The 11,591-nt window shown below is 66.4% G+C and carries 11 protein-coding genes and 1 pseudogene; 5 read left to right on the forward strand and 7 right to left on the reverse strand.

Annotation, left to right across the window (positions count from 1 at the left end; genetic code table 11):
* Window positions 1-92: 92 nt before the first annotated feature.
* The 3 genes from SPYCA_RS11855 to SPYCA_RS19715 are packed head-to-tail and all read right to left on the reverse strand — an operon-like array spanning window position 93 to window position 4,345.
* On the reverse strand, window positions 93-1,778 hold the full coding sequence (locus SPYCA_RS11855) for a cisplatin damage response ATP-dependent DNA ligase (protein WP_120220652.1): 1,686 nt from the start codon (window positions 1,776-1,778) through the stop codon (window positions 93-95).
* Window positions 1,775-2,788 (reverse strand): ligase-associated DNA damage response exonuclease, encoded by a 1,014-nt coding sequence (locus tag SPYCA_RS11860; RefSeq protein WP_120220654.1) that lies wholly within the window; start codon window positions 2,786-2,788, stop codon window positions 1,775-1,777. The genes SPYCA_RS11855 and SPYCA_RS11860 overlap by 4 nt, the downstream gene beginning before the upstream one ends.
* Window positions 2,789-2,800: 12 nt before the next feature.
* Complete coding sequence (locus SPYCA_RS19715) at window positions 2,801-4,345, reverse strand: sensor histidine kinase (RefSeq protein WP_120220656.1); 1,545 nt, start codon at window positions 4,343-4,345, stop codon at window positions 2,801-2,803.
* A gap of 184 nt (window positions 4,346-4,529) precedes the next feature.
* On the opposite strand from SPYCA_RS19715, the gene SPYCA_RS11870 reads away from it, so the two are divergent.
* Window positions 4,530-5,324 (forward strand): response regulator, encoded by a 795-nt coding sequence (locus SPYCA_RS11870; RefSeq protein ID WP_120220657.1) that lies wholly within the window; start codon window positions 4,530-4,532, stop codon window positions 5,322-5,324.
* Window positions 5,325-5,371: 47 nt separating this feature from the next.
* Here SPYCA_RS11870 and SPYCA_RS11875 read toward each other — a convergent pair.
* A pseudogene (locus tag SPYCA_RS11875) lies at window positions 5,372-5,924 on the reverse strand (sigma-70 family RNA polymerase sigma factor).
* Between the two features lie 124 nt (window positions 5,925-6,048).
* A complete protein-coding gene (locus tag SPYCA_RS11880; RefSeq protein WP_120220659.1) occupies window positions 6,049-6,474 on the reverse strand; it encodes a BLUF domain-containing protein in 426 nt (141 codons plus the stop codon).
* A 174-nt stretch (window positions 6,475-6,648) separates the two neighbouring features.
* On the opposite strand from SPYCA_RS11880, the gene SPYCA_RS11885 reads away from it, so the two are divergent.
* The 4 genes from SPYCA_RS11885 (at window position 6,649) to SPYCA_RS11900 (ending at window position 9,625) form a co-directional block, all read left to right on the forward strand.
* The gene (locus SPYCA_RS11885; protein WP_120220661.1) at window positions 6,649-6,882 is read left to right on the forward strand and encodes a NepR family anti-sigma factor; all 234 of its coding nucleotides are present in this window, start codon (window positions 6,649-6,651) and stop codon (window positions 6,880-6,882) included.
* Window positions 6,882-7,517 (forward strand): sigma-70 family RNA polymerase sigma factor, encoded by a 636-nt coding sequence (locus SPYCA_RS11890; RefSeq protein ID WP_120220663.1) that lies wholly within the window; start codon window positions 6,882-6,884, stop codon window positions 7,515-7,517. The genes SPYCA_RS11885 and SPYCA_RS11890 overlap by 1 nt, the downstream gene beginning before the upstream one ends.
* Before the next feature lie 172 nt (window positions 7,518-7,689).
* Window positions 7,690-8,865 carry a PQQ-dependent sugar dehydrogenase gene (locus tag SPYCA_RS11895; RefSeq protein ID WP_120220664.1) on the forward strand — a complete coding sequence of 392 codons (1,176 nt, stop codon included), beginning with the start codon at window positions 7,690-7,692 and terminating at the stop codon, window positions 8,863-8,865.
* 10 nt (window positions 8,866-8,875) lie between these two features.
* Entirely contained in the window at window positions 8,876-9,625 is a 750-nt protein-coding gene (locus SPYCA_RS11900; RefSeq protein WP_120220666.1) for an esterase/lipase family protein, read from the forward strand.
* An 86-nt stretch (window positions 9,626-9,711) separates the two neighbouring features.
* On the opposite strand, the gene fabF is transcribed toward SPYCA_RS11900, so the two are convergent.
* Together fabF and SPYCA_RS11910 are read right to left on the reverse strand one after the other, a co-directional pair.
* The gene (gene fabF, locus SPYCA_RS11905) at window positions 9,712-10,971 is read right to left on the reverse strand and encodes a beta-ketoacyl-ACP synthase II (protein WP_120220668.1); all 1,260 of its coding nucleotides are present in this window, start codon (window positions 10,969-10,971) and stop codon (window positions 9,712-9,714) included.
* Window positions 10,972-11,280: 309 nt separating this feature from the next.
* Window positions 11,281-11,517 carry an acyl carrier protein gene (locus tag SPYCA_RS11910; RefSeq protein ID WP_003039428.1) on the reverse strand — a complete coding sequence of 79 codons (237 nt, stop codon included), beginning with the start codon at window positions 11,515-11,517 and terminating at the stop codon, window positions 11,281-11,283.
* Window positions 11,518-11,591 lie beyond the last annotated feature (74 nt).

Here is an 11,591-nt window from a genome sequence, read left to right on the forward strand (position 1 = left end):
GGAGCGAAGCGACGAAGCAATCTCCAGCCATCGACGCCACGCCACGCCGATGGCTGGAGATTGCTTCACTCCGCTCGCAATGACGAACGCGGCTAGGTCACCATCGCCCGCAGCGTCGCGATCCGGTCGGCCTCCTCGGCGGGCTTGTCGCGGCGGATGCGCGAAATGCGCGGGAAGCGCATCGCGAGGCCCGACTTGTGCCGCTTGCTGCTGTGGATCGAGTCGAACGCGACTTCGAGCACGAGCGACTTTTCGACCTCGCGCACCGGGCCGAAGCGGTTCAGCGTGTTGTCGCGCACGAATCTGTCGAGCCATTTCAGCTCCTCGTCGGTGAAACCCGAATAGGCCTTTCCCACGGGCAGCAACTCACCCGCGTCGGACCAGCAGCCGAAGGTGTAATCCGAATAGAAGCTCGCGCGCCGCCCGTTGCCGCGCTGCGCATACATCATCACGCAATCGGCGGTGAGCGGGTCGCGTTTCCATTTATACCAGAGCCCGGCGCGGCGCCCCGCCACATAAGGTGCATCGCGGCGTTTGAGCATCACCCCCTCGATCGCCGCGTCGCGCGCGCCGGCGCGGCGCTCGGCGAGGTCGTCGAAATCGCGTGCCTCGATAATCTGCGACAGGTCGAAATGGCTGGCGGCGAGGCGCGGGACGAAGCCCTCCAGCTGCCGCCGCCGCTCGGTCCATGGCAGGGGGCGCAGGTCACTGCCGTCGACCGCGAGAAGATCGTAGACGCGCACGAACGCCGGATAGTCGGCGAGCATCTTTTTGGGCACCGTCTTGCGGCCGAGGCGTTGTTGCAAAGCATTGAAGCTCGCGGCTTGCCCACCCTGCGCATCGCCGCGCACGAGCAGTTCGCCGTCGATCACCGCCTCCTGGTCGAACGCCGCGACCAGTTCGGGAAAGGCCGCGCTGATCTCCTCGCCGCCGCGGCTGTAGATGCGCGTCGCGCCGCCGCCGCGGACGATCTGGACGCGGATGCCGTCCCATTTCCATTCGGCGGCATAGTCGGCGAGGTCGACGCGCTCCTCCTCCAGCGGATGCGCGAGCATGAAGGGGCGAAAAAAGGCGACGTCGGCCAGGTCGGGGCGCGCCGCCCTCCCCTCGCCCCACGCAAAGAGCGGCGCATAGGGCGGCGGGATCGCGTGCCACAGCTCCTCGACATCGTCGATCGCCAGGTCGAACGCCTGGGCAAACGCCTGTTTCGCGAGCCGCGCCGACACGCCGACGCGCATCCCGCCGAGCGCGAGCTTGAGCAGCGCGTAGCGGCCGTCGGCGTCGAGCCGGTCGAGCAAGGACGCGAGGATCGCCGGAGCGTCGGAGCGCGTGGCAGCGGAAAGCGCATCGACGGCCTGGGACACGCTTAATTCGCCCTCCCCTTCGGGGGAGGGCAGCGAGACTTGGGAGCTTTGCTCCCTAGTTGCAGCGGGTGGGGTCCATCGGCCTTGCGCAAGGCCGATGGACCCCACCCCAACCCCTCCCCTGAAGGGGAGGGGCTTTCCAGACTCCGGCCACAGCAACGCCGCGGTCTCGGCCGTATCGCCGACGAAATGCCGCGACAGGCGGAACAACTCCTCGTCCACGCGCGTCGCGAGCAAGGCGCGCACCATCCCTGCCTTCACCGCCGGAAAGTCGAGGCTTTCGGTCAGCGCCGCGATCGCCCAGCCGCGATCGGGATCGGGCGTGTGGCGCAGATAATCGACGATCAGCGCGAGCTTCGTATTGCGCGACCGCGTGTAGATCAGCCGGTCGATCAGCGCGGCAAAGGCCTTCACGCCTCTTCCTCCAGATCGCGGCCGACGAGGTGCAGCGCGCGCGCCTTGCGCTGGGTGAGTTCGCACCAGCGCAAAAGGCCGTCCTCGCTGCCATGGGTGATCCACGTCTCGCCGGGGTTCACCTCGGCGATCGTCGCGGTCAGCTCGTCCCAGTCGGCATGGTCCGAAATGACGAGCGGCAGTTCGACCATCCGCTGCCGCGCGCGCTGGCGGACGCGCATCCACCCCGATGCCATCGCGGTCACCGGGTCGGGCAGCCGCCGCGACCAGCGGTCGTTCAATGCCGAGGGCGGCGCGACAACGATCTGCCCCGCCATTTCCGCCTTGTCGGTTTCGCCGACCGGCCGCAGCTCGCCAAGATCGACACCGTGCCCGGCATAGAGCGCACACATTTTTTCCAGCGCGCCGTGGATATAGATCGGCGCATCCCACCCCGCGCCGCGCAGTTCGGCGATCACCCGCTGCGCCTTGCCCAGCGCATAGGCGCCCACGAGGACGCAGCGGTCGGGTTCGGCGCGCACCGCGCCGACCAGCTTGGCGATCTCGCCCTCCGTCGGCGGATGGCGGAACACCGGCAGGCCGAAGGTCGCCTCGGTGACGAAGATGTCGCACGGCACCACCTCGAACGCCGCGCAGGTCGGGTCGGCGCGGCGTTTGTAATCGCCTGTGACGACGATCCGCTCGCCCGCATATTCCATCAATATCTGCGCGCTGCCGAGCACATGCCCGGCGGGATGAAAGCTGAACCGCACGCCGCCGCGCTCGAATCCGTCGCCATATTTGACCGCCAGATTCTGGCTTGCTTCGGCATCGACGCCATAGCGCAGCGCCATGATCGCGAGCGTTTCGGGGGTCGCGAACACCGCGCCATGGCCGCTGCGCGCATGATCGGCGTGACCATGCGTCACCGCAGCGCGTTCAACCGGGCGCGACGGGTCGATCCACAGATCAGCGGGCCTCACATAGATGCCGCCCGGATGCGGCTCGATCCAGGTCGTCGCCCTTGGCATCGGCCGCTGCGGTCAGGCCTCGCGCCACCGGGCGGGGAGCGTGATGTCGACGATCAGCCCGCCGGGTTCCCAGCGCCGCGCGATCGTCCCGCCCAGATTGTTTCTGACGCTGCGTTCCATCAGCAAGGTACCGAAACTCGTCCGCTCGGGGGGTGTGATTTCGCGGTCGGCGCCGCTTTCGGCCCAGGTCAGGCGAAAGCGGCGGTCGTCGGCGCCTTCTTCGTCCTGCGACCAGCTGACCTTCACCTCGCCGCGTTCGCCCGACAATGCGCCATGCTTGGCGGCATTGGTCGCCAGTTCGTTGAACAGCAGCGCCATCGCCACCAGCGCATTTTCGGGGAGCAACAGGTCTGGCCCCGACCAGCGGATACGCGGAAAGCTCGCCTCCACCTCGCGCAGCAGCGCGTGCATCGACCCGGTCATGAAATTGGCGCCGAGCAGCACATTCTGCGCGCGGTTGAGCGCGTCGAGCCGGCTGCTGATCCGTTCGACATAATCGTCGACGTCGCGCGCCGCGTGGCGGGTGAGCGAGATGATCGCGCCGACCGTCGCGAACAGGTTGCGCATCCGGTGATGCAGTTCGCGCATCAACAGATTGGCGTTTTCCTGGCGGCTTTTCTGTTCGGTGATGTCGATGCTGACCCCGGTCAGGATCGCATCGTCGGTTCTGACGTCCCAGTCGGCGTGCACCGCGATCCAGCGCACCCCGCGTTCGGGATGCAGGATGCGATATTCGGTCGCATAATGGCCGCCATTTGCAACCGACTCGCCCAGCACGCCGCGCACGGCTTCGCGGTCGTCGGGGTGGAGACGGTCGAAGAAGCCGTCGACATGCGCCAGCGCGGTCGCATAGTCGGCGCCCCAAAGTTCGGCCACCGCCCCGCTCCAGAGGATCGTGCCGGTGCGCGCATCGTAGCGCCATGTCGCGATGCCAGAAAAATCGAGCGCGCGTTCCAGCGTCCGCCGCGCTTCGTCGCGTTCGCCGACGATCCGGCGCAGGTCGGCCTCGGCCATCACCAGCGCGGCGAAATCCTGAAGCCGCTCGACCTCGCGCGGGCTGGGCGCCGCACGCGGTTTGCGGTCGATGATGCAGAGCGTGCCGAGGATCGCACCATTATAGGCGAAGAGCGGCACCCCGGCATAAAAACGGACGTGGGGCTCGCCCGTCACGAGCGGATTGTCGCGAAAGCGCGGATCGCTGACCGCGTCGCCGACGATGAGCGGCTGTTCGTCCTCCACGACATGTTCGCAGAAGCTGATATCGCGCGGCGTCTCCCGAACGTCGAGGCCGTGCGCCGACTTGAACCACTGGCGGCAGTCGTCGACGAGCGAGATGAGCGCTATCGGGGCGTCGAACAGGTCCGCGACCAGCTTGGTCACCCGGTCGAACGCCGGTTCGGCGCCGGTATCGAGCAGATGATATTCGCGCAGCGTTTCGACCCGTCGCCGCTCGCTCTCGAAGCGTTCGTCGTTGGTTTGCAGCAAATCCCGTCCCCCACGCGCCACCGATGTGGCCCGCGCCGCATCGCTCATGTCCCCAGGCGGCCGCTCTGCCATGAACTTGGTCCTAAAAAAACAATGTTGCCGCCCGGAGTGCGAAACGGCACGATTTCACCAACTTGCCCCTACCGCCACGGCGCGACCCGGCTGACTCTACGCATCAGCACGCGACGGGTTGCACCCGCCGCCAAGGAACCGAAAGGCGGCGAGGGCGTATCCAGTCGCAAAGGGAGGCGATTTGATGAGTTTGGGCGACGAAATCCGTGGGCATCTTCCCTATTTGCGCCGCTACGCGCGCGCGCTGACCGGCAGCCAGCAGCATGGCGACAATTTTGTCCATGCGCTGCTGGAAGTGATCGTTGCGGCGCCGGACGAGTTCCGCAGCGGCGCCAGCACCCGCATCGACCTGTACCGGAGTTTCCACCGCATCTGGGAAAGCGCCTATATCGACGATGGCGAGGGCAGCGACGACGCCGAAAACGTCCTCGTCCGCGCCGCGCACCAGCGGCTTCAGCAGATGACGCCGCTTGGGCGGCAGATCCTGTTGCTCACCGCGCTGGAGGGCTTTTCGGTCGAGGAAGCGGGACAGATCACGGGAACCGACACGGCGACGGTCGAATCGCTGCTTGCCGACGCGGTGGCTGACCTCGACCGCGAATCGCGCACCTCGGTGCTCATCATCGAGGACGAGCCGCTGATCGCGATGGAACTCGAACAGATCGTCCGCGGACTCGGCCACGATGTCGCCGCGATCGCAACGACGCACGAAGATGCGGTCGCGGCGTTCGAGAACACCGACGCCGGGCTGGTGCTTGCCGACATCCAGCTCGCTGACGGATCGTCGGGGATCGACGCGGTGCAGGATATTTTGGCACACGCGCCAGTGCCCGCCATCTTCATCACCGCCTTTCCCGAGCGGCTGCTCACCGGCGGACGGGTCGAACCGACCTTTCTCATCTCCAAGCCGTTCCGCGAAAATACGGTGCGCGCCGCGATCAGCCAGAGCCTGCTCTTCACGCCCCAGCTCGCGGCATAGCATCGACACGATTTGCGGCATCGGTCGGCGAAAGCCCGAAAAAAAACTCAGTCCGGCGTCGGCGCACCACCCGTCAGCTCGTCGACATGGTCCATGATCGCGCGGAAGGCTTCGTTCGACGGCAATTCGTCGCTGCTCCGCCGCGGCATTTCGCCGCTTTCCAGGATCGCCTGGAGCGCCGCGCGTCCGCGCGACACGCGGCTTTTCATCGTGCCGATCGCGCAGCCGCAGATCGCTGCGCCTTCCTCATAGCTCAGCTGTCCCGCGCCGATCAGGATCAACGCTTCGCGCTGGTCGACGGGCAGCATCAACAGCGCGCGTTGAACGTCGGCGAGGTGGAGGCTGTCGTCCTGGTCGTCGGGCGCCACGAGCAGACGTTCGGCGGCGAGCTCGTCATATTCGGCGGTGAACTTCCTGCGCCGCATCTGCGACAGAAAACAGTTGCGCAGAATGACGAAAGCCCAGCTTTTCATGCTCGCAGGGCCGGGCACATATTGCGCGCGCCTTCCACGCCTTCAGCATCGTTTCCTGCACCAGATCGTCGGCCAGATCCGCATTGCCCGTCAGGCTGCGCCCGAAGGCGCGCAGGTGCGGCAGCATCGCCGCCAGCTCCTGCTTGAAGCTGGCGTCGTCGAGCGGTTGGGGCGTTATGGTGCTGATAAGAATCCCTTTGCCTGACGGTCGATTTTTCGCTGGCGTATGACGGGCTTAGCGCGCTCGCCGGTCATTGCAAGGGCGCCTGCCCGCCGGACGGCGGCGGGCGGCGGCCGAGCGCGACGAAATTGCCGAGCATCCGCTCGAACTCGGGATCGAGCCGGCCGTTCGCCGCCAGTCGGGCGAACTCCGCCTCGTGGCCGTGAAAGGCGGGTTCGTACAGCATGGCCCAGTCGGCGAAATCGCGTCGCTCGATCGCGCGGCGCCGGATTTCGATCATCCCGCTGTGCCGCGAATCGTCCCGAATCACCGCCAGGCAAGCATCGACGCGATCGGCAGGCCCTTCGAGCAATTGCATGAAATTATGCCCGTTATAGATGAGCGCGCCGGTCAGCGCGTCGCGGGCATTGTTGCGGCGCGAACTCGTCAATATGGCGTTGATGTCGGCGGGTGAAAGCAGCGGGTCGGCGACGCTGACATAGATTACGGAAAGCAAGTGGTCACGCTCCAGTCGTTCGGCGCAATGGCCCTACCGTGTGACCCCTCACAGGCGCCTGATTAGGACGAGTGTGGCTTCCTGGCAACGCATTCGTCGCAAAAATCGGGTGGCGGGGGAACCCTGGGCGTATTTCCTCGTTGCTCTCGCATGGCAACGCAAGGCAACAAAGGAATGGATGACAAGGGGTCACCGCGACCCCTGGGCGCCGATGCGCCGCGCCGCGCGCAGGGAAGCTTTCCCGGGACGCATGGCGACGAATGGCATCGCACGCTGACCGGGCGGCAGGCGCCCGAACCGGTGAGCGCGAAACTGCGCATGATCTATGGCAATATCGTCGCCGAGCCATTGCCCGACCATATGCTCGACCTGCTTGCGCAGATCGAGCAAACAAGCCCCAAATCATAATGACCGCCCCCACCGCCGCCGCCTCGCGGCCGCAGGCCGACGCGCTTTCGGACAGCGAATTCAAGGCCCTGCTCGCGGACGTCATTCCCCATCTGCGCGCCTATGGCCGCAGCCTCTCGGGCAACCCCGACCTCGCCGACGACCTGACACAGGACACGATGGTCAAGGCGTGGGCGTCGCGCGACCGGTTCGAGCGCGGCACGTCGATCAAGGCGTGGACCTTCGTGATCCTGCGCAACACCTTTCTGTCGCAGATGCGCCGCAACAAGTTTGTCGGCGAATATGACGAAACCGCCGTCGAACGCTCCATGTCGACCCCCGCAAGCCAGGAGGAAAGCGGCGAAATGGCCGACCTGCAACGCGGGCTGATGGAATTGCCGCAGGATCAGCGCGAGGCGCTGATCCTGGTCGGCGCGGGCGGCATGTCGTACGAGGAAGCGGCGAGCATCTGCGGCTGCGCGCTTGGCACGATGAAAAGCCGCGTGTCGCGCGCGCGCGCCGCGCTCGAGGACATCATGGCGCGCGGCCAGTTCGCGCAGAAGCGCGCCGACACGCCGCCCGCAAGCGAAGCAGTCGATGCGATCATGGACAGCGTCGAGGAAATCGCCGCGCGCCGCGAGGCGGCGAACCGGTAATGGCCCGTCGTCCCCGCGAAGGCGGGGGCCGTCGGCGGTTTACGCCACGCCGCCGGGCAAGGCTTCCAGCGGCCCCGCCTCCACGGGGGCGACGGATGGTTTCACGTCCCTCGACAACGGCGCGCCGCTGCGTCAAAACAACAGCTCTTCCCCAGCCAAGCGAGATTTTCCGATGAGAAATCTTCCTCCCCTTGCTTTGATCGCCGCGCTTGCGGTGGCCGCCTGCTCGGCGCCGGCGAGCACGAAAGCCGCGTCCGCCGACGCCGCCGCGCTCGACGCATCGGGCGACCATCCCGCCGCCCCGCTCGCCGATGCCCCCTTCACGGTGCAGGAGGTCGCGCGCTTCGACGAGCCCTGGGCGATGACCTTCCTGCCCGGCACCCGCGCCGCGCTGGTCACCGAAAAAGCAGGCAAGCTGAAACTGTGGCAGGAAAGCGGCCCGACGCTCGACGTCGCGGGGACTCCCGCGGTTGCCTATGGCGGCCAGGGCGGCTTCGGCGACGTCATCGTCGCGCCCGATTTTGCGACCACCGGCACGATTTACCTGAGCTGGGTCGAAGCGGGCCGCGACGGCACCTATGGCGCGGTCGCGGGCCGCGCAAAGCTGGTCCAGGGCGCCGCACCGCGCATCGAGGGGCTGGAGATCATCTGGAAACAGGCGCCGAAGGTCACGGGCCGCGGTCATTATTCGCACCGCCTCGCCTTCTCGCCCGACGGCAAATATCTGTTCATCGCCTCGGGCGAACGGCAAAAGTTCGACCCGGCGCAGGACATGACGGGCAATCTCGGCAAGATCGTCCGCCTCAACCCCGACGGCAGCGTCCCCGCCGACAATCCCTTTGCCGGCGAAGACGGCGTTACGGCCCAAATCTGGTCGCTGGGCCACCGCAACATCCTGGGCCTCGCCTTCGACGGTGCCGGGCGGCTGTGGAATCAGGAAATGGGGCCGCGCCACGGCGACGAGGTCAATCTGGTCGAGGCAAAGGCCAATTATGGCTATCCGATCGTGTCGAACGGCGACCATTATGACGGCCGTGACATCCCGGACCATCCGACGCGCCCGGAGTTTGCGGCGCCAAAGCTGTGGTGGAACCCCGCGGTCTCGCCAGCCGGGCTCGCCTTTTATGGCGGCGACCTTTATCCGGGCTGGAAAAACAGCCTGTTGATGGGCGCGCTGTCGGGCGAGGGACTGGTGCAGATGCGGATCGACGGCGAAGCGCTCCACAAGGCGGGGCGCTGGGACTTCGGCACGCGCATCCGCGAAGTGGAGGTGCGCGATGACGGCACCGTCTGGCTGCTCACCGACGGCGACGACGGCAAGCTGGTGAAGCTGGTGCCGAAAGGATAAGAGCCGCCGCATGTTCCGCGGTTTCCTCACCCGGCGCGCCGAATGGCCCGCGCATATCCCCGATCCCGACGCGCCGCCGCCGCTGAAGCTCTTGTGGCGCGAAGTCGGGGCGCTGGCGCGCGCGGTGGCCGCCCGCATCCGCCCGCTGCCGCCCGAGCCCAATCCCGACAGCGACCATCCGCCCGTCATGGTGCTTCCGGGGTTCCTGTCGGGCGACTGGGCGACCAAGGGGCTGCGCGCCGACCTCCGCCGCGCGGGCTTTCGCTGCTATGCCTGGGGCCTCGGCTTCAACCGCGGCGCGACCCCCGACATCATCGAACGGATCGACACCCGCGTGCAATGGATCATCGACCGCACCGGCTATGCGCCCGCGCTGGTGGGGTGGAGCCTTGGCGGCATTTATGCGCGCGAATATGCGAAGCGCCACCCCGACAAGGTCGCGCGCGTCGTCACGCTGGGCTCGCCCTTTTCGGGCAGCCGCCGTGCCAATCGCGCCTGGCGGCTCTATCACCTGATCGCGCGCCACCCGGTCGACAATCCGCCGATCGACTTTCACCCCGCGCCGCGCCCCGAAATGCCGACCTTCGCGCTCTGGTCAAAGCATGACGGCGTCGTCGCGGTGAACAGCGCGCGCGGCCAGCCGCACGAAAGCGACCGCGCGGTCGAGGTCGATTGCAGCCATATGGGCTTTGCCTATGCCCCCACCTCGGTCGCGGCGATCGTCAAGGCGCTAACCGAAGAGGTAACGCCGTCAGCGTGATCCGCTCGGCGCCATGGGCGCATGGCGAGGACCGCGCGTTCGCGAGCCAGGCTCGCCCCGCCGCAAGTCGACCGCAGGGATAATGGTCAGTCGACCGCCTTGACGATCAAACTCGCGTTGGTGCCGCCGAAACCGAAGCTGTTGTTGAGCGCGGCGCGCACCTTGCGCTTCCTGGCGACCTTGGGAACCAGGTCGGCGCCTTCGGTGCCCTCGTCGGGATTGTCGAGGTTGAGCGTCGGGGGCACGATCTGGTCGCGGATCGCGAGGATGCAGAAGATCGTCTCGACCGCCCCCGCGCCGCCGAGCAGGTGGCCGATCGCCGACTTGGTCGAGCTCATCGACACATTGGCCATCGCGTCGCCGAACAGCCGCTTCACCGCACCCAGCTCGATCGTGTCGGCCATCGTCGAGGTGCCGTGGGCGTTGATATAGTCGATGTCGGCGGGGGTCATGCCCGCCTTTTTCAGCGCCGCGCTCATCGAGCGGAAGGCGCCGTCCATTTCCGGGTCCGGTGCGGTGACGTGATAGGCGTCGCCCGACAGGCCGTAACCGACGACTTCGGCGTAGATTTTCGCGCCGCGCGCCCTGGCGTGCTCATATTCCTCAAGCACGACGACGCCCGCGCCCTCGCCCATCACAAAGCCGTCGCGGTCCTTGTCATAGGGGCGGCTCGCCTGTTCGGGACGATCATTATAGCTCATGTTGAGCGCGCGCGCCTGCGCGAAGCCGGCGATGCCGATCGGGCAGATCGTCGCCTCGGCGCCGCCCGCCAGCATGATGTCGGCATCGTCGTCACGGATCATCCGCGCCGCGTCGCCGATCGAATGCGCGCCGGTCGAACAGGCGGTGACGACCGCGTGGTTGGGGCCTTTCAGGCCATATTTGATGCTGACCTGCCCCGAAATGAGGTTGATGAGGCGGCCGTGGACGAAATGCGGCGACACGCGGCCCGGCCCCTTTTCGGCGAGCAAGAGGCTTTCGCTTTCGATCCCCGGCAGGCCGCCGATGCCCGATCCGATCGAGCAGCCCGCGCGGACCTTCTGTTCCTCGGTCAGCTCGGTGAGCCCCGCATCCTCGAGCGCCTGGCCCGCGGCGTCGATGCCATAGATGATGAAGGGGTCGACCTGGCGCTGTACCTTGTGATCGACGCGCTTGCCGGGATCGAAGCCATATTCGTGATCGGCGGGCTTCACTTCGCACGCGATCGTGCATTTCTGGTCCGAGGCGTCGAACTTCGTAATCGGGCCCGCGCCCGATTTGCCCGCGATCAGATTTTTCCAGCTGGTTTCAACATCGCCGCCCAGCGGCGTCACCAAACCCAAACCCGTCACCACAACCCGGCGCATAGTCATTCCTTTCGTCGGCCCTGTTCCCTCAGGGTGCCGCTTCATATGATTTGCATCGTCAACCCGACGGAGGCCGGGGTCTCGCCCTCGCGACCTGTGACCGCCGAACCGGCGAGATCCCGGCTTTCGGCCTTTCGGCTGAAGCTTACCCCGAGCGACTGCCAAGGCAGCCGAAGGGCCGGGATGACGGATGTAGCGCTGTGCCAGGCTACATCCATAAAAAAAGCTTCCCGGCCACCGCGCACAAGCGCTCGGGACCGGGAAGCCGGAAACGCGTGGACGGCTCCGGCATGGCCGGACCGCAGAGCCTTAGCCCTTGTTCGCTTCGATATAGTCGATCGCGTCCTTGACGGTGGCGATCTTTTCCGCCGCATCGTCAGGGATTTCGACCCCGAATTCTTCCTCGAACGCCATCACCAGTTCGACGATGTCGAGGCTGTCGGCGCCCAGATCGTCGATGAAGCTCGCTTCTTCGGTGACCTTGTCGGCTTCGACGCCCAGATGTTCGACGACGATCTTTTTAACCTTTTCGGCCGAATCGCTCATGCACAGTTCCTTTTTCTGACCTGTTCGTGAATGTTGGAAATTGCCCTAGTGTCCATGCGCGGGGCTGGCAAGAG

Source organism: Sphingopyxis sp. FD7 (assembly GCF_003609835.1).
Lineage (GTDB): Bacteria > Pseudomonadota > Alphaproteobacteria > Sphingomonadales > Sphingomonadaceae > Sphingopyxis.

Bases quoted from the DNA above. Each gene is read 5' to 3' on its own strand.
- SPYCA_RS11860 (WP_120220654.1), bottom strand. From the start codon at position 2,788: ATGCCAAGGGCGACGACCTGGATCGAGCCGCATCCGGGCGGCATCTAT.
- SPYCA_RS19715 (WP_120220656.1), bottom strand. From the start codon at position 4,345: ATGGCAGAGCGGCCGCCTGGGGACATGAGCGATGCGGCGCGGGCCACA.
- SPYCA_RS11870 (WP_120220657.1), top strand. From the start codon at position 4,530: ATGAGTTTGGGCGACGAAATCCGTGGGCATCTTCCCTATTTGCGCCGC.
- SPYCA_RS11885 (WP_120220661.1), top strand. From the start codon at position 6,649: ATGGATGACAAGGGGTCACCGCGACCCCTGGGCGCCGATGCGCCGCGC.
- SPYCA_RS11890 (WP_120220663.1), top strand. From the start codon at position 6,882: ATGACCGCCCCCACCGCCGCCGCCTCGCGGCCGCAGGCCGACGCGCTT.
- SPYCA_RS11895 (WP_120220664.1), top strand. From the start codon at position 7,690: ATGAGAAATCTTCCTCCCCTTGCTTTGATCGCCGCGCTTGCGGTGGCC.
- SPYCA_RS11900 (WP_120220666.1), top strand. From the start codon at position 8,876: ATGTTCCGCGGTTTCCTCACCCGGCGCGCCGAATGGCCCGCGCATATC.
- fabF (WP_120220668.1), bottom strand. From the start codon at position 10,971: ATGCGCCGGGTTGTGGTGACGGGTTTGGGTTTGGTGACGCCGCTGGGC.
- SPYCA_RS11910 (WP_003039428.1), bottom strand. From the start codon at position 11,517: ATGAGCGATTCGGCCGAAAAGGTTAAAAAGATCGTCGTCGAACATCTG.